Below are 22312 nucleotides of genomic sequence, written 5' to 3' on the forward strand. Positions count from 1 at the left end.
TCAGTGCCTCCCTCCGGTCGAAACTTCACGCCCCGCATGTTCGGGGTTGGCCGGCTCGGGCCCCGGCGCCGGCGGAATCTTCTGGGCTGAAATGGCTTGGAACAGGCGCGGGTCGACGCCGCGGAATGTAAGCGGCGGCACGTTCTGGCTCTGCTGGGCAAGCTTTGCATAGGTGGGCAAGTCAAGCACGGGCCCGGAATTGCGGACGCCCTGCGCCCAGGCCGCAAATTGGGCCGGCGGCACGCTCTTCACCTCGAACTGCATATCGGAAAAGCCGTCCCCGCTGAAATGCGCCGACAGGCCGAACAGGTCGGCGGGCCGGTCCGCCTGCAGGTGCAGCTGCGAGATCATGCCCGGCATCGCGTAGATCATCGAACCGAGGCGCGGCACGAAGAATACGTTGAACACGCTCGCTGAGGTGATCGAGAAATGCACCGGCACGCCGGCGGGGACGACAAGCTGATTGACGGTGGCGATCCCCTGCTGGGGATAAATGAACAGCCATTTCCAGTCGAGCGCGACGACCTGCACTTCCAGTGGCGGCGTCGCGGACGGCAGCGGCCGGAACGGATCGATCCGGTAGGAGCCGATCCAGATGACCCCGCCCAGGAACATGATGGTGAGGATCGGGATTGACCAGACGACGGCCTCAATCCGGCCGGAGAAAGACCAATAGGGCAGATATTCGGCCTTGGTATTCGAAGCGCGATAGTGCCAGGCTATCCAGAAGGCGAGCACGATCGTGGGGATCACGATCGCCAGCATGATGATGGTCGCGTCGATCAGGATCTGGCTGTCGGCGGCTCCGACCGGCCCCACCGGATCGAGGACGCCCGTGCACCCGGACGCAAGCAGCGCAAGACCTGCACCGCAGCGGGCACGCAGGCGCGTTGGCCTCCGAACTCCAGATTTCGGGGAAGGACACATGCTCTCGGCCCCCCTGATATCGGCGATGCCGCAGTAACTCGGCCAGCGAGGGCAAAGTTCCGACTTGTTAAGGAGAAGCAGGGACGCTTCCTGTGTCAGGTACACCAAAGGACATTCCTCCATGGTTCCTGTCGCGTGTCGAAAGACATGCATGCGGGATTTCAACCGGGATCAAATTCCTGGCGCAGTCACGTGCCGATGCATCAGGAGGAGAGCCTTCTGCTCGGCATACCTTCTGAGCGCCAAGATTGTCGGCGCGCCCCGCTATGAGGAAGGGATGACTAGATCGCGCGGCTTAGGCCCGAAGCGGACTCGATCCGCGGTCTTGGTGCCGAGACCAGGCCGCTGGTGAACCAGACAGGCTGGCGCGGCCTCGTCTCATGGTCATTTTCCGGCAAAACGGGAATTTAACGGGAACTGCGGATCGGTGACACGGTGGAATTAGAATGCTAAGCATTTGCCGGACTACAAGAATCGCGGCCCCGCTTAGTCGAGCACCTCATTTTTCAATCGGGTATGGACACGCCCCTATTCGGGTAAGTAGCGGTGGCCATTACGGTTCTGGGCACGCGTCAATCGGGATCAACTGACACGGGAGTGGGATGCCGAGGAAACCAAGCGTACGCGCAAAACGTCGGCATGTTGCTCCAATCGGGTGCCGCCATGAGTTGCGCGATCACTCAGAGTTCACGTTCGACAGCATTGATCAACAGGCGCTCCTGGCTCCTCTCGTCATCGCCGATACGGACGGCGACGCGGCCATCGTACAGTGCTTGGAAGAACTGGCCCGGTCGTATTTGGGATGGCAGCGTCAGCCGCCGAGTTCCAGAAGCGAGGTGCGCTACTCTCTGCTCGTCCTTGCCGAAGAAGCTGGCAAGAGCACGGTCGATGCAGAGGCCGCGCGCAAGGCGCTCGCGGCGCGGCCAGATGAGGCGAGGAGTCGCCTTTGGGCTCAGCTGATTTCGTTAGGGATCGAGCCCACGCCTGCTAACTTGGAACAGTGGCTCTTCAGTCACGACGTCAACTGGTCACTTGTCGCTCGAGCTGCGGTACAGGCCGCCTCAGGTCTGAAGGGCGGCGACGTGCCAAACCTCGACCTGCAGCACGCGCTCACGGCTCTCGTCGATCTCTTCGAACGAGTCACCGGGGTGCCGGCTTCTATGTCCCGAGCCATCACTCGGCCGCGCGCAGCGGATTTTGCGTTGGCCTTCTTTAAATGCGTTGATCGAAAGCTCGACGAGAAAACCATTCTGAATTCGCTAGAAAAGCTGCTGACGGCCAGGCGGCGCAAGCGAGCTGCGGGCAGGGGAAGCTAACTGCGCAATCTTTCCGGCGCAGATTCGTCCTAAGCCGATTTCCTGCCAAATAGCTCAGCCCTCCACCACCATAGGAGGGAAATCAGTGACAGATGTTGCCGTTGCCGATCGTGAACTCATCGAGCTCCCGATCCGCCAAATCAGACCATATCCCGCCAATCCGCGCGAGCACCCCCAGCGGCAAATCGAGATGCTTGCGAAGAGCATTTCGAAATACGGGTTCAATGTGCCGGTACTCGTGGCCCCAGATCATGAGTTGATCGCCGGTCACGGGCGATTGGAAGCTGCGAAAGCACTCGGCTTCGATACGGTACCCGCAATCGTCCTGGCACATCTGACGGCCGCTCAGCGGCGTGCGTACCGGATCGCTGACAACGCGCTTTCGCTGAAGGGCAGCTGGTCGCTGGAGCTCCTCGCCACAGAGATGCAGGCGCTCGTGGAACTGGATGTCGAGTTCGACCCAGTCGACCTTGGTTTCGAGACCGCCGAATTCGACGGCGTCCTGAGCAACGCATCAGGTACTGCCCTATCTGACCAGCCGGTCCCCGAACCGGACCGCTGCCGTCCCGCAACTTCACGACCTGGCGACCTGTGGGTTATTGGAGGTGTGCATCGTGTCCTCTGCGGCGATGCACGAGATCCTGCCGCATACCAGCAGCTGCTCGGGAATGAGCGAGCCGCGGCAGTGGTGAGCGACATGCCCTACAATGTTCCCGTCGAGGGCCACGTCTGCGGGCTCGGCAAGGTTCATCACCGAGAGTTCGCGATGGCCAGCGGCGAGATGACTGTCGCCCAGTTCGAAGACTTCATGGATGTGGCCTTCGGCAACGCGGTCATGTTCAGCCGGCCGGGGTCGGTGCACTTCCAGTTTATCGACTGGCGCTCGGTTGCGCGCATGATCATGGTTGGCGAGCGCCGTTACGAGCAACTCCTTAACCTTTGCGTCTGGGTTAAACGCAACGCCGGCATGGGAGCGCTATGGCGGAGCCAGCACGAACTGGTGTGCGCCTTTCGAGCCCCGGGCGGCAAGCACATCAACAATGTGCAACTCGGAAAGCACGGCAGAAATCGTTCTAACATCTGGTCATACGATGGGGTAAACAGCTTTCGGGCGGGTCGACTGGAGGATCTGAAGGCCCACCCGACATGTAAGCCGATCGATCTGGTGGCTGATGCCATTCAGGATGTTACGAACCGGCGGGATCTGGTCCTGGACCCCTTCCTAGGATCTGGCACGACGCTGATAGCCGCCCATGCGACCGGCCGGCGCGGTGCCGGTTTGGAGATCGACCCTTATTTTGTCGATACTGCCGTCACGCGCATTGCAGAGCGATCCGGCCTCCCTGTTCAACATGAGGATGGCCGAAGCTTCGAGACTGTCCGCGACAGCCGAGAAGGGGAGGCATGACGATGGCCAAGAAGAAAGCGCCGAAATCGCCTACGTATCGCGCAGATAACGCGGGCGGCTACGGCAATCCGCCAGTCAAGAGCCAGTTCAGGCCCGGCAACTCAGGCGGGCCTGGCCGCCGGCGCGGCGCGAAGACGCTGGAAGAGTCGCTGCGGCGGCTGTTCCGGTCCAAGGTGCCGGTGACGCGCAATGGACAGACGAGAAACATGGACATGACGGAAGCCATGGCCGAGCGGCTGAAAAAGGAGATTTTGACCGGCAACTATAAGGCGCTCGAATTGGGCGTGAACTTGGCTCACCGGTACGGTCCCACAGGGGACGAGAACCAGGTCGAGATGTTCAACATCGCTGAGCTAACGAGCGAGCAGAAATGGGCCCTCCGGGCCTTTCTGATGACGATGTCGCGAGCGGATCGACATGAGGTGTTCAGCTTCGTCCGACAGCGCGATGCTCGGCGCCTGAGGCGGGACTAGGTCGCGCGGGTGGGCTGCAAGGCTGCCTGCTCTTCAGCCCGCCCTTTCGATCAGCCAGCGCACAAGGCCATGATCGGTGGCGAAGTCTGCAAGCCGGCCGATATCCCACAGGTGAAACGGCCGATCAGACGCCTCTGGGGGCCGTATAGCGGCCGCCGCGGTGTGGCAGACGAAAAAGCACCGTTCCGCATCCTGACGCTCTTGAAACGCTCTGTAGCACGCGTCGAGGACCGGCTGGCTGGTAGCGGACTTGACCTGAACGCAGGCGCGTTCGCCGGTCGCGGGCTGCTCGATGAGCATGTCGAAGTCCTTCATCCGACCCCCAAGCGCGGAGATGCGACGCCAGCCAGCGCGCGCAAACAGAAGGTCGACGAACAACTCGAAATCCGCCCAGTGGAGGTTCGCGATCAGCGGAGCGACGGCCTCAGCCATTCGATCGCATGCGGCCTGGGCGGCGGCAACAATAGGCTCCGGCTCGGCGTTGATGCGGCGAAGCAGATAAGCGGATTCACGCACCGAACAGATTGTCTGGCGATAGCCGGCGAGCTGGGTCAACCTGGTGCTGAGCCTTTCGACTTCGAGGCGGCCGCCCTTGATGTCAGTGCAGCGCCAAGGCCCCAGCGTGTGTCGATAGCTGGTGCTCTCGTTCGCCGCAGGGCTTTCCCGCAAAACGACCTTAGGGGCGGCGAACGCCCACCAGAGTGCGCCTCGCGCGAACGTGATCCACAAAGTGTCGGATCCTAGGGTGTAGAAGTCCTTCAGCTGCTGCAGGTAGCGCGTCGCCACTCCTGAGCGATGGCCCGCGTTCAAGTAGAATTCCCGCGCGGCCTGCCAGTCTTCTCGTGCTGCTAGTTCGTGCGGATCTGCATGGTCTCCCCAATCTATACGGCTAGCATCGAGTGAACTCGCCTCCCAGCTGCCGCCAGGGCCGAGCTTGATATAGCGAACAGCGGCTGGAGCAATTCTGGACGGGAGACGCTCCGTGCGATCCGCCGAAACAACACGATCAGATATCGAATACACACTATAGTTGATAAACCGGGGTCCGACGCGTCGCCAATGGTTTCTGCATGGACATGCGGAGGCTTGTTGGTCGGAACGCAGCGCGTATTCGACGCCAGAAAGGGCTGACGCAGGAGCAACTGGCCGAGCGATCTGGGCTGAGTCAGCAATACATAAGTGGTCTGGAACAGGGGCGAAGGAACCCGACGGTGGTGACCCTGTTCGAACTCGCGACCGCACTCGGCGTAAGTCACGTTGACCTGGTGCAGCCGGATTGACCCGGCCGCTCGATGAACACTCCTACCCAGTGGCGCTAGGGTGAATGATCAGCGTGCTTGCGAAGGTTGTCGTTTTTGCGAAAGGACTCCTTCCGAGCAGCATGGTACTATCAGCGGCTATGCGCGATTTTCAGCATTCGGCACGCTGGTCGGGATAGCAGATGTTCGCCAATACCACCGTTCAGCGTCTGCTTTCGACCCTTAACGGATAAGTCCTCATGCTGCGGCTGTCGCACAGCTGCTCTTTCTAAGTTCTTGAGCCGCGTCTGCATTTTCAGTCGTCCAGGTTGCGCCACTCCATCTCGCCAGCGATCAGGTTAATCAGCGGGCTCTCGATTTCCGCTCTGTGCCACTCGTCCAGCAACTCCTCATCGGTGAGCTGGCTCAATCGCTTCTCTGCGGCTTTAGTGCGCTTGGTCGCGTTCACGTCCCAAATCTGCTCCCAATCGCGGCAGAGGGAAAGATGTGCGCGTGTGGCCTTCTCGTAGTCGCCTTCGAAGCGCTCCGCGAGCCGATCCCATTCTTCAACAAGGAACCTGGCGCGGAAGCTGCCGACAGACCACAGTTCGACGATGTCGCCCATGTCATAGCGTCCTTTGGTGAGGGCGAAGCCGGGACCGGCAACAGGGGGATGTCCGATCAGCTTCGCCCTCTGGAGTGGGCCTGCCGATCGACGGGGGTCGATCTGCTCACCGGCGCCACTCCAATCCTCCACAGCGCTGTCGCCCAACCGACTGTCAAGTCGTCACCGTTACTGAGCAAGGCCGTTGGAATGAACAGGCCCCGCTCCGGGGGTGCAGAGCAGGGCCGATCAGGGAGTTTTCGCATTCACCAGCGGGGGGTCGGCCGCTGTTGGGATCAGCTTATCGCGGCGAACTGTCGCAGGGCTATGTCGAGGCCGGCAGAATTGTGTCGCGATGTGTCGCAAGGGTCAGGCCGGCATCGGCGTGCGCGCTCTCAGGGTTTCCAGCAGCGCGTCGTTGAATGCCGGTATATCCGCGGGTTTGCGGCTTGTGATCAGGTTCCGATCGATCACGACTTCCATGTCAACGACATCAGCGCCGGCATTTCGCAGGTCCGTGCGGATTGAAGGCCATGCTGTGACCGTGCGCCCGCGCAGCACATCGGCCTCGGCGAGAAGCCAAGGGCCATGGCAGATAGCGGCGACCGGGGCACCGCGATCCATAAAGTCGCATACGATCTTCACCGCATCTGGCTCCGTCCGCAGCTTGTCGGGATTGGCAACACCGCCGGGCAGCACGAGCATGTCGTATTCGGAAGCGTTGACCTCGCCCAGCAAGGCATCGGGGGTGATGGTCTCGCCCTTCTCATCGTGCTTCATGCCCTGGATCGGCTCGCGTTTGTTGGATGCGAGCGTCACGCTGTAGCCAGCGTCTCGTAGCGCCCGTCTGGGATCGAATAGCTCCGATTGTTCGAAGCCGTCGGTCGCCAGCATCAGCACCTTTGCGCGGTCGCCTTGCGCCATAGGACTCTCCATGTTTGAGATGCTGTGCCAACGATGCGGAGAAGCGCGGGTTCCTGTGTCAGTTCAAACGACGCGGCTATCTGCGCACTTTCTCCGTTCGACCACGGGCCTTTTCGCGGGTGTGGGTTTTCTGCCCAGCGTCGTCTTCACATCGGAGCACCGATGGCTCCGATCGGAGGGACAATGCTGCACAAGTTCGTGATCGCCGTCGCGCTGGCCGCCTTGGCCGGGTCACCCGCTCTTTCAGCGCCGTGTCGCGACGCGAAAGGCAAATTCGTCAAATGCCCCGAGAAGAGCGCGCCGGCACCCAAGCGCTGCAAGGATGCCAAGGGCAAGTTCGCGAAGTGCGGCACGCCCGGCGCAAGACCAGCTTAAGAAAGGATGGCTCCGCCGGCATGGTTGCCAGCGGAGCCTCCGCGCGCGTGACGTACGCGGGTCTGCACGGCAAAACAGGGGGAATTACCTTGCAGACCGCTGGAGACGTCACGGACCCTCCGAAACCGCACCAGCTTGGCCGGATCATCAGATTGTCTGGGCATCGCTTGGGACACTCGCTGCGGCAACTCAACGAAGTTCGGCCCGGCAGTTAAACCACCGGGCCGAGCGATCATCCCCCTGTTATACGACCCCTGGTCGCTGCGCTCGATTAGGCGGCAAGCGTTCACAGCTATAGGAGATTCTCGTCACGCCTTGATTCCCATCCCTGCCGTATCCGCTCCATAGCGAAAGCGCGCGAGCTGGCTCAAACTCGTCAGAGTCGCGGCGCTCGACGCGGGCAGCAAGCTCACCGTTTGATAGACTCGATTCAAGCCGGCCGAGAGAGCGGATTCTTGCTCGCGCTGTTGGGCTGATTAGGCCACTGCCATTTCGCGGCGACGGCGCAGAACCGCGCCTGTACAGCCAAACCCCAATAGCAGCATTCCCCACACTGCGATGCATCCATCGTCGCAGGACTGAGCCGCTCATTCCGAAATATGCGCAATTGCGCTCGACTTCGTTTGCCCATCGAGCATTGCTGTTGGTGTGAATCACGGTCGACATTGATCGGCTGCCGCCCCGACCAGGCGACTGACAGGGCTGTGGGTAGTGGGCCGGCAAGGGGCCGCAGCCGGACCAAGGACCACGCATAGGACGATCAAACCGACATTTGGATCATTCTGCTGAGCGCTGCCGCCGGATGCGAAGAGGGCAGTTTGCTGCGTGTGGCTGGAAGCCTGGCCGGAAAAGACGAGCTCGTGTGCGAGGCGACCGAGCAGCTGATCAAGGACAGCCTGGCTGCGGAAGCTGAGGTCGGCTATCGCGCAGTCCCGCGCCGCGGGGACGTTTACGTTGAATGCATTATCGGGGTCTCTGCCTGATTTCCTCGTGGTGAAAGATCGCCCCCTGCAACGTGTTGCTCCGAATCGTAACACCCGGCATGGCTGTCTTCAATTTCGCCGCGATGCTCCTTATATAGGTGGCGCTGACGTCGCATTGACGGATTTTGGGCCGCCTTGGCTCCTCCCTTAGTCCCTTTCTAGCCTCACGAAGCCGGGATGTGCCGCTGTTGGCGCATGCCCGTCACACAGGGATAAGGATATCCTGATGATCACCGGAACCGTCAAATTCTTCAATAATGACAAGGGCTATGGCTTCATCGCGCCGGAAGACGGCAGCGGCGATGCCTTTGTGCATATCTCGGCCGTCGAGCGCGCCGGCATGCGCACCCTCGATAAGGATCAGCGCGTCTCGTACGAACTCGAAACCGACCGTCGGGGCAAGACCTCGGCGGTGAATCTCCAGTCGGCGTAAGCGCACGAAAACAACTGGTGGGCGCTGCGAGAGTGGTGCCCACCTTCGTCCGGCAATCCAGAATCACGCGCCCCACGTCCGGAGACACAATGTCCAGAGCGATCAACATCGATGCCCCGCGAGCTCATGTTCTAGCGTCCTGCTCCAAACGAAAGCTCCCCATCAGCACGATCGAAGATCTCCGTTCTGGCGGAACTCGCGTTGTCATGAACAACGCTGCCGATGCCGCCGTGATCGCGACCCTCTATGGACGCAAGGTGATCACAGGGCTGGTGCAGCGGACCCCACTGCGGCTTGCAAGCCGCTGACAGGTTGACCCGATGGCCAGTTTCAAAGAACCGACATTCGCGGAACGCACTGCGGCTGCTGCTCGCGCAAGGGCTGCGGCGCTTGCCAAGCATCGTGCGAAACCACAGCTTGACGAAGCGACGTTAGCAACGCGCCTAGCGCGCAGCGAAGCACGTGCTGCAGCGGACGCGGAGAAACGCCGCGCGAAGGAAGACGCCAAGGCCGAAGTGGCGCTTATTCGACAGAGCAAAGCCGTCGCGGCTTCTGAGGCAGCAGCTGCCGCTTCTCGCGAAGCCGAACTCACGGCGGCCGAGAAGAAAGCTGCACGGGACGCCCGCTATGCCGCCCGCAAGGCGCGGAAGTAGCCTGCAGTTCAGGACAACAGGCGCGGCCCTCAGCTCTGCTTCGCCGCGAACCAAATCGTGTGTGGCGGCTCCTGCTCAGTCCCGTCGGAATCCACGAGTACTTCCTCTACGCTGAAGCCGGCCTGCTGAAGTCTGCCGGAGAAGGCCTGGTCAGGATAAGCCGACCAGACTGACAATATCCCGCCTGGTCGCAGAGCGCTGTGGGCCGCACGCAGACCCCAGCTGCAATAGAGTCGTTCGTTGGCGAGATTGACGAGCGCGTCGGGTCCATTATCGACATCGAGCAGAATGGCGTCGAAGCGGCCGGCTTTCTCTACAATGACGTCATGAACGTCGCGAAGCTCCAGCGACACTCGAGGGTCAGCCAGAGATTCGCCAAAGATGTGCGCGAGCGGGCCGTTAGCCCAGGACACTACCTTTGGTACGAGTTCGGCTACGACGACAGTCGCAGACATTGGTAGCGCGTTCCGGGCGGCGGCGAGAGTAAAGCCCATTCCCAAGCCTCCGATCAGGATGCTCGGCGAGACCTGGCCAAGCCGCTCGAAGGTGAGTGTCGCCAAGGCCTCTTCCGAGCGATACGCCCAGCTGCCCATCAGCTGCTCGTCGCCGAAGAGGATCTCGAAATCTCCGCCTTGGCGAACGAGGTGGAGTTGCCCTCCGCCTGGGATTTCGGCTGAGTCCACGAGCACCGCAGAGGATTCGTCGCTCGCGTGCGAGGGCGCTTCGAAAACCAACCTTGTTCTCCGGAAAGCTCTATAAGCGGTCGTGACTTCGAGGCGCATGCTTCGATTTGGCCGATGGTTCGCCGGGCCGATTAGGCCGACGGCAACAGCCTTGCGCCGGGCCAGCTCTCTTCGAGCTGGCCGCACAGCCACCTGCGCTCCAGCGCTAGCCGACCAATCGTGCGTGGCATCGGCCTCCGGCTCTCGCTGCTGGTTATCGTGCCACGGTTCGCAACGGGGTGCGCACCACGGCTCCTTCGATGACTTGCGGGTTGAGCGTCCGCCGCATGGCAGCCGCGTGGTCCGCGTTCGTGAGAACCACGCGCGTCCCGCTTGGAAACAGGGGTTCGATCGCGCTGATCACCGCCCCGTGCTTCAGTACAGCCGCGCGGACTTGATCGTGCGTCAGGTCGAGGTTGATTGCTCTGCTCATAATTTCTCCAGGTTCAGGTAATTAAAGCGCGTGAAGCGGCAGCATTAGTTCGGCGCACTTGAGCATGACGACCCCGCGCGGCCGCCCGAGACGAGCGGCGAGACTGCCAAGCGCCTCGCCACTTCGCACAAGTGTCCTGAGCACCACCAGATCGCCGTTGGTCCAACGTCGCTGCGAATGGGGTTGCCCGCTCATCGAGGTTGCGGAGCGCAAGAGCCCTTGGTTCCGCTCGCGCCGGAACCGAGGTGCAGCCGTTCCGCTGCGATGAGGGCCCGCAGCTCCGCGGCCTTTCCGAAGTGACGGGCAATCGCGACCGGATCCAGCGATCTCATGCCCAGCCGGCGCTCCTCTAGCTCACATTGCCTGTTGTAGGTTTCGGCCGGGCTCATAGCGCATAATCCCTCTTGATACGGAACTGGCGCGCGGCGGCCCGGGAGCGACCAAAATCCCAACCCAGCAGCCAATGCCGGCCTTCGAAGAACTCCGAGGGGAATGGACATTCCGACCTCGCCACACCTGCTGCGAAAGCTTCCGCGCCCAAAGCGAAGGGGTCGGAACGAGCCTGGGTCGGGCTCATGTCAGCAGCTCGAATGAGAGAGACTTGTGCGGATAGGTTGTCAGGCGCAGGCTCTTCGCGAGCCCGGCCGCGATGGCAACCTCCCGGTCGCGGGCTCCGGTTGCACGCGAGAACCGAGCGCGGAGCAATGACCTTTGCTCGCTCGCCAAAAGTGAATTGATATCCAGAACAGGCGCTCCCATGCGAAACGAGAACCGAAATGGCTCTCTGGCACGAGAAGCGCGCTACCAGCTGCAGGTGATATCCTCCTGTAGCACAGTCGCATCAAACGGCGGCATGAAATCGGTGCGATCGAAGGCCGATCGTTGAAAGTAATCTTCTCGATATCACAGCCGAGCTGAGAATGGTGCAAACGATGGTACGGAATGGCTTCAGATCTGCGCGGACGTGCCGCTGGCGCTCGGTCGATCCCTACTGCTCAATGATTTCACGAATACGGCTTGCGATCACGTCCATCTGAAATGGTTTGGTGAGGACATGCATGCCCCGTTCAAGGCGCCCGCGCCCGATTAGCGCATTCTCCGCGAAGCCGGTGATGAACAGCACCTTGAGATCCGGGCGATGCACGCGGGCGGCGTCAGCGACCTGCCGGCCGTTCATGCCACCGGGCAAACCTACATCAGTGATCAACAAATCGATCTTGGCATTCGACTCCAGGACCCGGAGGCCTGCGGGGCCGTCCGGAGCTTCGATGACCGCATACCCGGACTCCGCGAGAACTTCGGCGATCAACATTCGGATCGTGGGCTCGTCATCAATGACCAGGACGACTTCACCCTCACCTGTGTGTTCTGGAGAGGTCACGACCAGAACATCCTCCTCCGCCGACTCCTCCTCGTCATGGCGCGGCAGATAGAGGCACATCGTGGTCCCTTGCCCAAGTTCAGTATAAATTCTGACCTGCCCACCGGACTGACGGGCGAAGCCATAAATCATGGAGAGGCCTAGGCCAGTACCTTCTCCCAGTGGTTTCGTTGTGAAGAACGGATCGAAGGCTTTCGCCGCCACTTCCGGCGTCATGCCAGTCCCGGTGTCGGTGACGCAGACGGAAACATATTGGCCGACGGGCAAATCCTGGATTCTAGCGGCGCGCTCGTCGAGCCACCTGTTTGCGGTCTCGATCGTCAGTTTTCCACCACTCGGCATGGCGTCGCGAGCGTTGATGCATAGGTTGAGAACGGCGTTTTCTAGCTGGTTCGGATCAACCAGGATCGGCCACAAGCCGCTGGCTCCAACCACTTCGACTTCAATATCCGGCCCCATTGTGCGCCGAACGAGCTCCTCAAGGCCGTTGATGAGCCGATTTGCGTTCGTTGGTTGCGGATCGAGCGTCTGCCGGCGCGAGAAGGCGAGAAGGCGGTGGGTAAGAGCGGCGGCACGTTTGACCGCCCCTTGAGCCGCCATGAAGTATCGATCGAATTCGGCCGTGCGTCCTTGCGCCATGCGGATTTGCATCATCTCGAGGCTGCCGCTGATGCCGGTCAAAAGGTTGTTGAAGTCGTGGGCGAGGCCACCGGTCAGTTGCCCGACGGCTTCCATCTTCTGCGCCTGGCGCAGCTGCTCTTCGATTGCGCGCTTCTCGGTCAGATCGCGCGTGACCTTCGCGAATCCGGCTAGATTGCCGCTTTCATCCCGGATCGGGTCGATGATCACGCTGGCCCAGAAACGAGTACCATCCTTTCGAACTCGCCAGCCTTCCGCCTCGAAGCGGCCCTCGCGCTCGGCCGTCTCCAGGGCGGTGCGCGGAACCCCAGCTTCCCGGTCTTCATCCGTGTAGAAGCGGGAGAAGTGCTCTCCCATGATTTCGTCAGGGCTATAGCCTTTGAAGCGCTCTGCTCCGGGGTTCCAGCTGCTCACCCGGCCGTCCGGATCCAGCATGTAAATCGCGTAATCGGTGACGCTCTGCACCAGCAGGCGGAACCGCTCTTCGCTCTGACGAAGCTCTTCTGCGGCCGGCTTGCGATCCGTGTCCTCTCCAGTCACTGTTGCACGGCCACCGAAGCTGCGCACAGCGTGTGGGCTACGGAGTACGAGCCAAGGGTGACCTTACGCAACAGCCCTCCGACGGAGCTGAAAATCATCGCGCATTCTATTTTTCTCATAAGCTTATCGCATCGTAACGGCAGAAGCAGGACGCACAAAGAGTTGGACGCCAACGTTCCCGAACTCCGAAGACCACGGTGAGACGCAGCGCCTCCAGCATGGGCGAGCCACCCCGCCCCAGTGTTGAGCGAGGTGAACGGGCAATCATCCAAGATTGATCGCGAACGCGAATGCAAACGCTCCGACCAATATGGCGACCGTAACCAATCTCGACCAAGACATCTTTGGCATGGCCGCAAAACGACCGGCTCAGCGCGTGGTTGCCGAGCCCCTTCATATCAGAGCGAATTTGGTCCGCATTGCTGCGCACGCTTCGCTTAGAGATAGGAGCGAGACCGCCGCAGATCGGATCTCGCCAGCAGTGCGAGCGAACCTAATGCGTAAGGTCGCCCAGAAGTCGACAGGTCTCCCTGATTTCGTCGAGCAGCCGACGTTGCTCGTCCCGCGTCAGCATCACGCCACGCTCGCGCCACGCCGTCATGATGCGCGTTCGAAGCTCGACGATTTCGTGGAGCATCTCGTCCGCATCAAACGCGCCAAGTTGATAAATATTATTGCGGTCCAGGTCCGGCATAACACCTCCCACCAGAAGCGGGAGCGTGCCAAGACTCTCATGACGCGTGCTTCAAAGCGGAATGCGTCAACAAATCACTAATACATGTCTTACGCCGCCAAACCTAATTATTTTATGGAGTGTGAAAAAGGACACAGGCGGATCTATTTTTTTCCAGTATGTGGCACCGATCTATGACAAGACCGTTTCGTCACGACATGCCGCAGCAGCCGCTCCAGAAACTCAGTTCGGCCGCGCGGCCCTATCCGCCTGAGACTGGCGTGATCCAGCAAGGCTTATGCCGGGCATTCCCTCTCCAGCACGACAGCAGCTTCGACGAGCTTTTGATCGCGATCGACCTAGCTGACGAGCGGCACTGCTCCAAACCGCGAGCGGCGGCCAGGTCTGAATGACGTTTTGGACTGCGAGTCCTGCTTCGTCCTGACGCTTAGGGCCGAGCAGCACCCCCTTTGAGCAATTGGCGCCGCCGCTTGCGCTATGCCAGGCGCGCACGGAATCAAGCTCATCCACGAAGGATCGACAGCCAGCCGTGAGCAGCAAATCCCGGATTCTTGTCGACGCTGATGCCTGCCCGGTGAAGGACGAGATCTATCGTGTCGCGTTTAGGCACGAAGCGCCGGTCACGATCGTCAGCAATATTCCAGAACTCTCGAACCCGCGCCAACCGTGCAGCCTCTGACCTCCCAGGCGTGGTACCATCCTAGGCGCACACCATGTTGAGCGCCGCGTCCACTCGACAATTCGGCTTTCGACGGCACATTTCGGAGACTTGCATGACCGAGCGCGAACACGATTTGACGGCGCAACAAATGCTGGAGGCTCAGCAAGCTCTAGACGTAGCGGCATTCAATGGCATCTTGAGTCTCGCGATTGTCTTGAGGAAGCGAAACCTTCTCTCGAGCGCAGAGACGAGGAGCTTGCAAGATATCATGAGCAAGCCGCTGGCTTTGCCCGGCAATTCGGATAACCCAGTCGTTCAAGATGCCCAACAGAATCTCGATCAGCTTTTCGCGCTGCTCATAGATCGCCGCTAAGCCGAAGCTGCGTACCTGCACCATTGCAGGAGCCGCTGAAAAAGTCGGATGTCGGCAGTGGCTGCGGGAGGGCACCTTGGCGCCGAAGCCGGCCAGTTCGCGAGCAAAGAGCGCGAGTGGCTGAACTCCGACACTGGCCGGCGGCGGCCAGAGGGCGGCATTCGTTTTCGAGTCCCAGCACTAGGGCCTGAGCGCAATGGGCCGCCCATGGCGCTCGGCGTTTCACGAGAGGCCGCAGTAAGCGGGGTGGGGGAGGACACTTCGTCGGAGCTGAGCATCCTCATCGTCCTGAACTCACGTTTCTATAGCCACTAACCACTAGGCGGCGCCTGATGGCGGCTGTGCTATGCAGCTGCTGCAACGCAACCACATGCTCGGGCACGAGTTCGAGTATTGTCGATGGCAGCTGTGACAGGAGCACCTATGGCGAAGGGCCAGAAGAAATCTAACAAGGAAGTACGAAAGCCAAAGGCGGAGAAGCCACCAAAGCAGAACGCTTCCAATCCCAGCACCAAGGGCAAGCCCGTCGAAATGGCGACTCTGAAAAGCTGACTGCGGCGCTCTGCCGCGCCCTACCTCGGTGCGGCTGACAGCTTTCCGCCGCTACGCGGAAGGAGAGGGGCAGCTTCCCTGCAGGTGACCTGAGGGCTTCGCAGCATCCGCCATCTGAACTTTGTGCACTGCACAAGGGTTGGGTGCGGATGACACAGAAGCCCAACGACAAGAGCCGCGGCGGTCGCGGTGGAAAATCCGAAGCGCCCTCGGCTCCCAACTTTCTGCGGCGGCATCCAAAATGGACCGCCGCGGCCTTGCTGGCGGGAGCAGGACTTCTCGGCAGCGCGATCTTCAACCGGGCGGCCGCCCGCCGAGCCGAGGCAAGGACACCACCGGCAGGCAAGTTCATCCACGTCGATGGCACCAAGCTTCACTTCCTCGAGCGAGGCGAAGGCCAGCCGGTCGTGCTCCTTCACGGCAACGGTGTCCTGCTCCAGGACTTTGAAGCAAGCGGTGTGCTCGACCTGATCGCGAACAAGCACAGGGTCATCGCGTTCGATCGGCCTGGCTTCGGTTACAGTGACCGGCCTCAATCAACCATCTGGACACCTTCTGCTCAGGCCGACCTCATTGCGCGTGCAATGTCGCAGATGGGGGTGCGTGGCGCGGTGGTGGTCGGTCACAGTTGGGGAACTCTCGTTGCGCTTGCGATGGCCCTTGATCATCCAGACGCGGTGGCTGGCTTGGTGCTGCTATCGGGCTACTATTACGGCACGGCTCGGCCGGACGTCCTGCCCTTGTCCGCTCCCGCGATCCCGCTCATCGGCGACGTGATGGCGCACACCATCTCGCCTCTTGCCGGAGCGCTGATGGGCCCAGCAGCGGTGAAGGCCGCGTTTGCCCCCGCCGAAGTCGCCCAAAGGTTTGTCGATTTTCCCATCGCCATAACCCTGCGGCCTTCACAAGTACGCGCGACGGCTGCCGACACCGCGATGATGGTGCCCTCGGCAGTCGCTCTCAGCCGCAGGTACCGCGATCTGGGTGTGCCGACCATCATCCTGGCGGGCGAAGGCGATCTGATCGTGGGCGTTGAGAAACATTCTAAACGCCTTGCCGGGGAAGTTGAGGGCTCGGAGCTTCGCGTGCTGGCCGAGCAGGGGCACCTGTTCCACTACGCTGAGCCGAGCCATGTTGCGACGGCCGTTGATGATGTGCTGGAGAGGGTAGGATCAAGCTAACAGGCGGACTCACCGAAGGCACAGCCAAACCCTTAGCTACTCCCTTAGCTCGGCTTTCAGCGCACGGATCCGGTCATCCATTTCGGCAATCCGGTCCCGCTCCGGTGTCCCGGCCGCCAGACCCTTTCGCCGGGCTTCGGCCCAGAGCTTGTTCCGCTCGCTTAAGCGCTCGTAGCAGTTTTGCCGTCATATATCCTTCTCCCACTTGGAACACGGCCAAGCTGCCGAGCCCTTCGAGATTACCTCGGATGACGATTGGCAAGCGCGATCCCGGCGAGGTTCTGAGAACGTCTGATGTGGCGCACGCGAGCCCGTGCGCCGGCTACCTGCAAAGCACCAAACCGTTCGAGATGGCGCAGGGCAGATCCTCGGCATTTCACGGTGCCATTCGCCTTTGCAACAATATCAGCGGCATCGCCGATTAGCACGAAATCGGACAAGCCGAGCGCCAGAGCAACCCCAAGAGCGTGGGTCAACGCGAGCCACTCCGCATCCGTGCTGGAGCCCTGCCCAATGTTGGGGAGAATTATCGTCATCCCGGCGACAACGACGGCAATCTCCATTGTGCCCGGATCAGGGCGGCAGCCACCATCGAAGAAAACCTTCACGCGACGCATTTGGATTCCGCAAAGGCTAAAGCCCGGCGCGGTCGAGTGCTGACGCAATCTCTGCGTACGCTGAAACGCCATCTTTTGGCGTAAGACGGTTCATGACGGTCTGCACGCGACTTTGCGCTACCTGCAGCGTCTTGTGTCGTACGGCACGGGCCAAATTGGTTCGTCCCGAAGAGCTCGTGCCCAGCAACGCCGACCATTTCTCCTCCTCGGCAGCCAAAACCCCCAACGCCAGCCGCAGCCCGTCGCGCTGTCCGCGATCATAGTCGTCCGACATATTCTTCCTTCTGAATGGGCGTTTGCCGTCTTAGTCCTGTTCTGGAGCCCGCAAAACGGGGACCTCACAATCGCTGGTGCCCAATCGCAAGACGATCGCTAAACCGGACCAGGTGAATGTCCGCTAAGGGTGGAAACCGGTCGTTAGTGGTTGGAAATCCAAGTGGCCGCAGCGAAAGCAAAACCACCGATTGCCATCCCCCCATAGCAGCCCATCAACGTCCAATATGTTTTGGGGTGCGTAGCGCGAGGAAAATGGCGGAAATTCACATTGATCGCCGCCTCCCCGTCCCGAAGGCACCATACAAAGAGGGTCGCGCCCATGACCCCGCACATGATGCTCAACACTAGATCGCTCACGCCGCCTTCTCGCACCTACTACATTCGGGAGACTGTCGTCGTTGCCGCTAAAGTCCGCAATGAGAATGGCCGCGCTTTCTCTAATGGCAGGAAAGGGTCGATTGCGACCCTCAGGCCGGCCGCTGCATCGAAAGTTCGTAACGGATGGAAAGCAGACGCTCGCTCGCTTCTTGTGAAGTTGGTCGCCGTTGCTGTAGCGACCAGCCAAAGCCATTTACACGCGCCGCGCCGCGGGGTTTGTGATAGCCAAGGTCAGGAGCTGAAACAGCAGGGGGAAACTATGGCTACAGTTGCGGGAGAACTTCCGGTCGGCGGGCGTCGCGATGACCATTTGTCAGGAACGCCGCGGGCGCACTCGGCCGACCGCTGGATCTTCGTTGCCATGGCAATGTGGTTCATAGGCATCGTGCTAGTCGGCTTCATTCCGGATTCGATGATGAAGGTGGGCATGGTTCGAGCAGGGGCGAGAGCCCCTTTCCCGCTCGTCCTGCACGTTCACGCGGTGCTTATGGGGAGTTTCCTGCTGCTGCTGCTGGCGCAGACGCTGATGGTTGCAACCGGACGCTGCGCCTTGCACAAGCAGGTTGGCGTTGCAGCCTTCGTGCTGGTGCCGGCGCTGGTGGTCGTGGGACTCCTCCTGGCTCCGACGATGTATTACCAGGTGTGGGGCGGAGCGCACTTTGGTCCGCCCCAGGTTCGGGCGGCGCTGGCGCCGGTCGTTCCACTGCTCGAGAACATCCTGCTGCTGCAGATCAATGCCGGCGTGCTTTTCGCCGCTTTCATGACGATTGCCTTGAGAGCGCGCGCAACACACTCCGGATTGCACAAGAGGATGGTCTTCCTCGCCACAGCCGTCCCGCTCGGCGCTGCTATCGATCGCATGTCGTGGCTGCCATCCAGCATGCCGGCGAACCCATGGGCCACCGATGCCTATGTGTTGGCGGCATTGGCGCCGCTCTTCGTGTGGGACGTCGTTCGCCACCGACGGATTCATCAAGCATATGTGTTGTTTTTGGGGCTCTACGTCCCCGCCGCAGCGCTAGTCATTGTCGCGTGGGACAAGCCTTGGTGGCATGCCGCGGCGCATAGGATCATGGGCGTGTGAGGCCCCTCTGCCGGCGAAGGGATTGACCTCGCGCCGGCCGGGCCGAAGCGAAAGCTTGAACTGAACGTCCCGCAAGCGGCGTTGGCGGACATTCACACTCCCATTCACAATCGTTACCCTTGGCAACCCCGGCGTATCGCCGCAGCTTCCCGCCGCGGAGGAGCGCGATGATCATGAGGGGTGTTCTGGCCGCTGTTGCGGCTGCTTACGTTGCCTCTGCGCCGGCGAGTGCGGGGCTTAAAACTTCGACCCGAGATTTACTGGGTCGATTTCTTCGGCTTCATCTTAACCTATTCAAGGCCAGCGGCGATCTGGTCATCACCAACGGGGACATTTCCGGCGGCCAAGTGAATGGCAGCATCATCGAATTCGGCTGCCCGCATCCGTATTTCACGACGCTCTAATCCTTTGGACGCCAAGGGCTCGGGCGAGCTTCGCGTCCGCGCCTTCGTAGAAAGCGACCCGATCCCGCCGCCAATCGCGACGCTCGCCCTGACCTCTGATTATCAGCATCTCACGCTGGAGCGCTGGCTTCGCGATCTATATCGACGGCGACAACGCGTTGGCGATCGACAATGCTCATGTCACGTGGGTCCCTGAGCCTGCCACATGGGTCATGATGATTGCGAGTTTGGCTGCGGTCGGCGCCAGCACCAGGCGAGCGCGCCAAGGCTTGGCCCGCCACAAAGAACACTCAGTTACCCTATGCGCTCGTACGGCGAGAGCAACTTGACACCGAAATGGAGTCAGGCGGTAAGGCCACTCGATGCATGTGCCCGCTGACAACCCGAAAGGAACAGAGGAAATGATCTTCGATCTGATCCGATTTCGGATCTGGCGGATCGAGGTAAAGCGATGCAAGGCGAAGAACTGAAGGCCCTCCGTAAGGCGAGCGGCCGAACGCAGGGCGAGCTAGCCCAAGCGATCGGTCTCACCAAAACGTACGTGGGCATGATGGAGCGCGGTGTCGCACCAATCGAGCCGCGCACCGCAGCCGCCACCCGCTATCTGCTCGACCGGTTCTGGGTCGGCCGCGCAAAGGACGGGCAATGGTTTGTCGCTCGGCGCACCACGCGGAAGCTGCCTTCAGCCGTCGCTATGTCCTACCTCGAGAGCGAGCTGATGCTTTATGGCATCTTCCCACGGCGAGATCAGGCGTATCGCTGGGCGGTCGCCCTTCGACAGAGCGCCCGGCCTCGGAACACCCGCTCGCTAACTACGCGCGCGCCAGAGCAACCCACGGGGCAGTTGAGTACGAGGCGCCCGGCCGATGCCGCCCAAAAACCGCTAGAGGCGGACGACGATCCGGAACTTTTCGAGGAACGGCTCCGGAGGCTGTCTAAGCATAAGCCGGTGGATACTCATGTCTCCGCCTCCATTCAGAAGCTGAAGCATTCAGAGCAGTTGCTTCGTGATCCCAAGGCCGAAGAGAAGCCTGAGTAGGCTCACTCCTGCGTCGGATTGCTGCGGACGGGCGGATTCTCGCTCTCCAGTTCAGCAGCGCGGCTCTCAAGGTCATCCGCCAGTGCGATCAGCCCGCCATGAGCGAACACGTCACTGATCTGATCCGCGAGCTGGCGGCATCGCTTCGCCTGCGCGCGAAGCTGTCTGGAATCGTCCATGGCATGCGTCCTGGAACCGGCTGCTCGTCGGGCTCGGTTAACGTCCGATCTTCGGGCTGGTTGCGGGCACAGCGGCTGGCAAATAGCCCGTTGAGTGGCAACGGGCGTACAAGCTACATAACCGCCTTTCATCGGTCCTAGTATCTGTGCAGCATGAGGCGACGCCTGTGGCACCGCTCAACCTGCTGGCAAATTGGTACGCTGTCCCGTGCATCCGATGACGCTGACGAGCGCGGTCCAATCGGCGCTCAGGGCGCGTCGGCGGCAGGTCGAAGTGCGTGATCTGCTCGGTGCGAGCAAGCGCGCCCCGCACAGGCGCTCGAGAGCTTGGTCGCTGAGCGGACGAGCGCGCTATTGATCAGGACGACGCACATTGTGCGTCGTGCGGACCAACATGGCTAACTAGCGAGGCCTCCACTGGTATCTACCGAGACCGGCCCGCATCCAGCTCCGCGTCTCGCGGCATAAGCTTAGCAAGCATGCTCGACCTTATTGGCCAGGGCGGGATCGATATCGTGGTGGCCGGGAACGATGCCGCAGAACGTGGAGGCGTTTCTGCGGGTACCGCCCAGTTGAAGCGCATTGGCGACATAGGCGAGACCAGCTTTGTATCCGTCGAGGTCGAATTGCTCGACCGGGCCGGCGCCTCATTCGTCAGCGTGGCGCAGTCGTTCAACACCACCACCAGCATGGGCCGGCTGACCCTAAATGTGCTGCTGTCCTTCGCCCAGTTCGAGCGTGAGGTGGCTGGCGAGCGCATCCGCAATAAACTTGCGGCGTCTAAGCGCAAAGGGATGTTGGATGGGGAGCAGCGTCCTTCTGGGTTACCACGTGAAGGACTGTGAGCTGCTCGTGAACGAGCGCGAAGCTGAAACCGTCCGCCACATCATGCGACGCTATCTCGCCCTCAGTTCAGTGCGCGCACTGCAGGAAGAGCTGACAGCGCAGGATTCACCCGCAAAGGTCGCAATCAGAAGCAGCGCGTGAAAGGTATCTTCGCGAACCTTGGGACTGCCCATCGAGGTTGATTCGTCGGATACTGACTCTCGGCCGCGAGGTGATGAACGCGTCGCTCCAGCGCATGAACACCTTCCGGATCTCGAGTACCGTCCAAGGGAGTCACTTCCAGTCGGTCGCCACCGCAGTGCGCTCCTGCTCCGCATCCAGCGGGGCGCCGGTACTCATATCCTGCGCCGCGGCTTCGATCGCGCCGGAGCCGGCCTGGCGATATTCGGTCGCGTGAGCGGGCCCGGCCGCGAGCTGGCGCAAGCGCCAGGCGCCGCCGTCGCGACAGGCGATACCGTCAAGCGTCTTCTGCTCGAACGTGCGGCACCAGGCGCCGTCACGCGCCTTGAAGGTCAGGCCGATCCGCACCGGCGCGTCCGGCGCCTGCGCGGAGGCGAGCTGCGTTTCCAGCGCCTGGGCCAGCGGGCCGGTCGCGAGCAGCGGATCGCGTACCGGCTGGAGCTGCCGGCCCAGCACCAGGCCCAGCACCAACGTCGCCGCAATCGCTGCCCATTGCGGGGTCGCCCAGCGGCTGCTTCGGGGCAGCGGCACGATTTTAGTGCCCTGGCGCACGATGTGCTCCAGCCGCTCCGGCACCGGCGCTTCCGCAATCGGATCGAACCGCGCCTTGAGCAGGGCGCGCAACCGGCGCCCCGCTTCCACTTGCTGCGCGAGCACAGGGTTGTCCGCCAGCGCGGCCTCGACACGGCGGCGCTCGATCTCGCTGAGTTCGCCGTCGACGAACGCGCCGATCGTTTCGCGATCTATCGTCATATCGCTTTCCCTAGCTCGGCAATCAGCGCCTCGCGGCCGCGCGACA

The 22312-nt window shown here is 61.4% G+C and carries 26 protein-coding genes and 1 pseudogene; 15 read left to right on the forward strand and 12 right to left on the reverse strand.

The features are described 5' to 3' along the window. Entirely contained in the window at nt 1-927 is a 927-nt protein-coding gene (cyoA, locus tag SCH01S_RS15485) for a ubiquinol oxidase subunit II (protein WP_084689620.1), read from the reverse strand. Between the two features lie 668 nt (nt 928-1595). Here cyoA and SCH01S_RS15490 point away from each other — a divergent pair. From SCH01S_RS15490 to SCH01S_RS15965, 3 genes are all read left to right on the forward strand, one after another. Further along, nucleotides 1596-2243 (forward strand): hypothetical protein, encoded by a 648-nt coding sequence (locus SCH01S_RS15490; RefSeq protein WP_046349739.1) that lies wholly within the window; start codon nt 1596-1598, stop codon nt 2241-2243. A gap of 85 nt (nt 2244-2328) precedes the next feature. After that, complete coding sequence (locus SCH01S_RS15495) at nt 2329-3651, forward strand: site-specific DNA-methyltransferase (protein WP_046349740.1); 1323 nt, start codon at nt 2329-2331, stop codon at nt 3649-3651. Nucleotides 3652-3653: 2 nt separating this feature from the next. Next, nucleotides 3654-4124 (forward strand): DUF5681 domain-containing protein, encoded by a 471-nt coding sequence (locus SCH01S_RS15965; RefSeq protein WP_157033022.1) that lies wholly within the window; start codon nt 3654-3656, stop codon nt 4122-4124. 33 nt (nt 4125-4157) lie between these two features. On the opposite strand, the gene SCH01S_RS15505 is transcribed toward SCH01S_RS15965, so the two are convergent. Continuing rightward, nucleotides 4158-4910, reverse strand: a complete 753-nt coding sequence (locus SCH01S_RS15505; protein WP_052733990.1) for a restriction endonuclease — start codon at nt 4908-4910, stop codon at nt 4158-4160. A 290-nt stretch (nt 4911-5200) separates the two neighbouring features. On the opposite strand from SCH01S_RS15505, the gene SCH01S_RS15510 reads away from it, so the two are divergent. Further along, nucleotides 5201-5404: a helix-turn-helix transcriptional regulator gene (locus tag SCH01S_RS15510; protein ID WP_245612297.1), complete on the forward strand. Its 204-nt coding sequence runs from the start codon at nt 5201-5203 to the stop codon at nt 5402-5404. A gap of 274 nt (nt 5405-5678) precedes the next feature. Here SCH01S_RS15510 and SCH01S_RS15515 read toward each other — a convergent pair whose 3' ends face one another. After that, the gene (locus SCH01S_RS15515) at nt 5679-5987 is read right to left on the reverse strand and encodes a hypothetical protein (protein ID WP_046349742.1); all 309 of its coding nucleotides are present in this window, start codon (nt 5985-5987) and stop codon (nt 5679-5681) included. A gap of 348 nt (nt 5988-6335) precedes the next feature. Beyond that, nucleotides 6336-6890 carry a type 1 glutamine amidotransferase domain-containing protein gene (locus SCH01S_RS15520; RefSeq protein WP_046349743.1) on the reverse strand — a complete coding sequence of 185 codons (555 nt, stop codon included), beginning with the start codon at nt 6888-6890 and terminating at the stop codon, nt 6336-6338. Between the two features lie 162 nt (nt 6891-7052). Here SCH01S_RS15520 and SCH01S_RS15525 point away from each other — a divergent pair, with 162 nt between their 5' ends. From SCH01S_RS15525 to SCH01S_RS16255, 3 genes are all read left to right on the forward strand, one after another. Continuing rightward, nucleotides 7053-7265, forward strand: a complete 213-nt coding sequence (locus SCH01S_RS15525) for a hypothetical protein (protein WP_245612298.1) — start codon at nt 7053-7055, stop codon at nt 7263-7265. Between the two features lie 1209 nt (nt 7266-8474). Then, nucleotides 8475-8681 (forward strand): cold-shock protein, encoded by a 207-nt coding sequence (locus SCH01S_RS15530; RefSeq protein WP_046349744.1) that lies wholly within the window; start codon nt 8475-8477, stop codon nt 8679-8681. 320 nt (nt 8682-9001) lie between these two features. Beyond that, nucleotides 9002-9334, forward strand: coding sequence for a DUF6481 family protein (locus SCH01S_RS16255; protein ID WP_084689622.1), 333 nt, complete (start codon nt 9002-9004; stop codon nt 9332-9334). 29 nt (nt 9335-9363) lie between these two features. Here the strand turns inward: SCH01S_RS16255 and SCH01S_RS15535 are convergent, their stop codons facing one another. From SCH01S_RS15535 to SCH01S_RS15555, 4 genes are all read right to left on the reverse strand, one after another. Beyond that, nucleotides 9364-10068 carry a spermidine synthase family protein gene (locus SCH01S_RS15535; protein ID WP_046349745.1) on the reverse strand — a complete coding sequence of 235 codons (705 nt, stop codon included), beginning with the start codon at nt 10066-10068 and terminating at the stop codon, nt 9364-9366. Nucleotides 10069-10270: 202 nt separating this feature from the next. Continuing rightward, nucleotides 10271-10489 (reverse strand): hypothetical protein, encoded by a 219-nt coding sequence (locus SCH01S_RS15540; RefSeq protein WP_046349746.1) that lies wholly within the window; start codon nt 10487-10489, stop codon nt 10271-10273. A gap of 988 nt (nt 10490-11477) precedes the next feature. After that, nucleotides 11478-13076, reverse strand: coding sequence for a PAS domain-containing hybrid sensor histidine kinase/response regulator family protein (locus SCH01S_RS15550; RefSeq protein ID WP_084689623.1), 1599 nt, complete (start codon nt 13074-13076; stop codon nt 11478-11480). A gap of 466 nt (nt 13077-13542) precedes the next feature. Then, on the reverse strand, nt 13543-13743 hold the full coding sequence (locus SCH01S_RS15555) for a hypothetical protein (RefSeq protein WP_046349748.1): 201 nt from the start codon (nt 13741-13743) through the stop codon (nt 13543-13545). Between the two features lie 529 nt (nt 13744-14272). On the opposite strand from SCH01S_RS15555, the pseudogene SCH01S_RS16675 reads away from it, so the two are divergent. The 3 genes and pseudogenes from SCH01S_RS16675 to SCH01S_RS15570 form a co-directional block, all read left to right on the forward strand. Next, nucleotides 14273-14386 (forward strand): annotated as a pseudogene (locus SCH01S_RS16675) (DUF188 domain-containing protein); the annotation flags it as partial. A 130-nt stretch (nt 14387-14516) separates the two neighbouring features. Then, nucleotides 14517-14777: a hypothetical protein gene (locus tag SCH01S_RS15565; RefSeq protein ID WP_046349750.1), complete on the forward strand. Its 261-nt coding sequence runs from the start codon at nt 14517-14519 to the stop codon at nt 14775-14777. A gap of 701 nt (nt 14778-15478) precedes the next feature. Further along, complete coding sequence (locus tag SCH01S_RS15570) at nt 15479-16510, forward strand: alpha/beta fold hydrolase (protein WP_084689624.1); 1032 nt, start codon at nt 15479-15481, stop codon at nt 16508-16510. A gap of 239 nt (nt 16511-16749) precedes the next feature. Here the strand turns inward: SCH01S_RS15570 and SCH01S_RS15575 are convergent, their stop codons facing one another. Both SCH01S_RS15575 and SCH01S_RS15580 read right to left on the reverse strand, forming a co-directional pair. Next, the gene (locus tag SCH01S_RS15575) at nt 16750-17127 is read right to left on the reverse strand and encodes a reverse transcriptase-like protein (RefSeq protein ID WP_052733991.1); all 378 of its coding nucleotides are present in this window, start codon (nt 17125-17127) and stop codon (nt 16750-16752) included. 16 nt (nt 17128-17143) lie between these two features. Beyond that, complete coding sequence (locus SCH01S_RS15580) at nt 17144-17401, reverse strand: hypothetical protein (RefSeq protein ID WP_046349752.1); 258 nt, start codon at nt 17399-17401, stop codon at nt 17144-17146. 321 nt (nt 17402-17722) lie between these two features. Here SCH01S_RS15580 and SCH01S_RS15585 point away from each other — a divergent pair, with 321 nt between their 5' ends. From SCH01S_RS15585 to SCH01S_RS15595, 4 genes are all read left to right on the forward strand, one after another. Beyond that, nucleotides 17723-18865 carry a hypothetical protein gene (locus SCH01S_RS15585; protein ID WP_217995445.1) on the forward strand — a complete coding sequence of 381 codons (1143 nt, stop codon included), beginning with the start codon at nt 17723-17725 and terminating at the stop codon, nt 18863-18865. Between the two features lie 173 nt (nt 18866-19038). Continuing rightward, nucleotides 19039-19269: a hypothetical protein gene (locus tag SCH01S_RS15590; RefSeq protein WP_157033026.1), complete on the forward strand. Its 231-nt coding sequence runs from the start codon at nt 19039-19041 to the stop codon at nt 19267-19269. 158 nt (nt 19270-19427) lie between these two features. Continuing rightward, nucleotides 19428-19598: a PEPxxWA-CTERM sorting domain-containing protein gene (locus SCH01S_RS17435; protein ID WP_084689625.1), complete on the forward strand. Its 171-nt coding sequence runs from the start codon at nt 19428-19430 to the stop codon at nt 19596-19598. 122 nt (nt 19599-19720) lie between these two features. After that, nucleotides 19721-20308, forward strand: a complete 588-nt coding sequence (locus SCH01S_RS15595) for a helix-turn-helix domain-containing protein (protein WP_046349754.1) — start codon at nt 19721-19723, stop codon at nt 20306-20308. A 2-nt stretch (nt 20309-20310) separates the two neighbouring features. Here the strand turns inward: SCH01S_RS15595 and SCH01S_RS16680 are convergent, their stop codons facing one another. After that, a complete protein-coding gene (locus SCH01S_RS16680) occupies nt 20311-20487 on the reverse strand; it encodes a hypothetical protein (RefSeq protein WP_157033028.1) in 177 nt (58 codons plus the stop codon). A 479-nt stretch (nt 20488-20966) separates the two neighbouring features. On the opposite strand from SCH01S_RS16680, the gene SCH01S_RS17010 reads away from it, so the two are divergent. Next, the gene (locus SCH01S_RS17010; RefSeq protein ID WP_046349755.1) at nt 20967-21332 is read left to right on the forward strand and encodes a recombinase family protein; all 366 of its coding nucleotides are present in this window, start codon (nt 20967-20969) and stop codon (nt 21330-21332) included. A 274-nt stretch (nt 21333-21606) separates the two neighbouring features. Here SCH01S_RS17010 and SCH01S_RS15605 read toward each other — a convergent pair whose 3' ends face one another. Then, a complete protein-coding gene (locus SCH01S_RS15605; RefSeq protein WP_046349756.1) occupies nt 21607-22266 on the reverse strand; it encodes an anti-sigma factor family protein in 660 nt (219 codons plus the stop codon). Between the last annotated feature and the right edge of the window lie 46 nt (nt 22267-22312).

The sequence above is a fragment of the Sphingomonas changbaiensis NBRC 104936 genome (assembly GCF_000974765.1).
In the GTDB taxonomy this organism is placed as follows: domain Bacteria; phylum Pseudomonadota; class Alphaproteobacteria; order Sphingomonadales; family Sphingomonadaceae; genus Sphingomonas_B; species Sphingomonas_B changbaiensis.

What these genes read in the sequence shown, in the direction of transcription:
- cyoA (WP_084689620.1), bottom strand. Translation starts at nt 927, where the DNA reads ATGTGTCCTTCCCCGAAATCTGGAGTTCGGAGGCCAACGCGCCTGCGT.
- SCH01S_RS15965 (WP_157033022.1), top strand. Translation starts at nt 3,654, where the DNA reads ATGGCCAAGAAGAAAGCGCCGAAATCGCCTACGTATCGCGCAGATAAC.
- SCH01S_RS15510 (WP_245612297.1), top strand. Translation starts at nt 5,201, where the DNA reads ATGCGGAGGCTTGTTGGTCGGAACGCAGCGCGTATTCGACGCCAGAAA.
- SCH01S_RS15515 (WP_046349742.1), bottom strand. Translation starts at nt 5,987, where the DNA reads ATGGGCGACATCGTCGAACTGTGGTCTGTCGGCAGCTTCCGCGCCAGG.
- SCH01S_RS15520 (WP_046349743.1), bottom strand. Translation starts at nt 6,890, where the DNA reads ATGGCGCAAGGCGACCGCGCAAAGGTGCTGATGCTGGCGACCGACGGC.
- SCH01S_RS15525 (WP_245612298.1), top strand. Translation starts at nt 7,053, where the DNA reads ATGGCTCCGATCGGAGGGACAATGCTGCACAAGTTCGTGATCGCCGTC.
- SCH01S_RS15530 (WP_046349744.1), top strand. Translation starts at nt 8,475, where the DNA reads ATGATCACCGGAACCGTCAAATTCTTCAATAATGACAAGGGCTATGGC.
- SCH01S_RS16255 (WP_084689622.1), top strand. Translation starts at nt 9,002, where the DNA reads ATGGCCAGTTTCAAAGAACCGACATTCGCGGAACGCACTGCGGCTGCT.
- SCH01S_RS15540 (WP_046349746.1), bottom strand. Translation starts at nt 10,489, where the DNA reads ATGAGCAGAGCAATCAACCTCGACCTGACGCACGATCAAGTCCGCGCG.
- SCH01S_RS15555 (WP_046349748.1), bottom strand. Translation starts at nt 13,743, where the DNA reads ATGCCGGACCTGGACCGCAATAATATTTATCAACTTGGCGCGTTTGAT.
- SCH01S_RS15565 (WP_046349750.1), top strand. Translation starts at nt 14,517, where the DNA reads ATGACCGAGCGCGAACACGATTTGACGGCGCAACAAATGCTGGAGGCT.
- SCH01S_RS15570 (WP_084689624.1), top strand. Translation starts at nt 15,479, where the DNA reads ATGACACAGAAGCCCAACGACAAGAGCCGCGGCGGTCGCGGTGGAAAA.
- SCH01S_RS15575 (WP_052733991.1), bottom strand. Translation starts at nt 17,127, where the DNA reads ATGCGTCGCGTGAAGGTTTTCTTCGATGGTGGCTGCCGCCCTGATCCG.
- SCH01S_RS15580 (WP_046349752.1), bottom strand. Translation starts at nt 17,401, where the DNA reads ATGTCGGACGACTATGATCGCGGACAGCGCGACGGGCTGCGGCTGGCG.
- SCH01S_RS15585 (WP_217995445.1), top strand. Translation starts at nt 17,723, where the DNA reads ATGACCCCGCACATGATGCTCAACACTAGATCGCTCACGCCGCCTTCT.
- SCH01S_RS15590 (WP_157033026.1), top strand. Translation starts at nt 19,039, where the DNA reads ATGAGGGGTGTTCTGGCCGCTGTTGCGGCTGCTTACGTTGCCTCTGCG.
- SCH01S_RS15595 (WP_046349754.1), top strand. Translation starts at nt 19,721, where the DNA reads ATGCAAGGCGAAGAACTGAAGGCCCTCCGTAAGGCGAGCGGCCGAACG.
- SCH01S_RS16680 (WP_157033028.1), bottom strand. Translation starts at nt 20,487, where the DNA reads ATGGACGATTCCAGACAGCTTCGCGCGCAGGCGAAGCGATGCCGCCAG.
- SCH01S_RS17010 (WP_046349755.1), top strand. Translation starts at nt 20,967, where the DNA reads ATGCTCGACCTTATTGGCCAGGGCGGGATCGATATCGTGGTGGCCGGG.
- SCH01S_RS15605 (WP_046349756.1), bottom strand. Translation starts at nt 22,266, where the DNA reads ATGACGATAGATCGCGAAACGATCGGCGCGTTCGTCGACGGCGAACTC.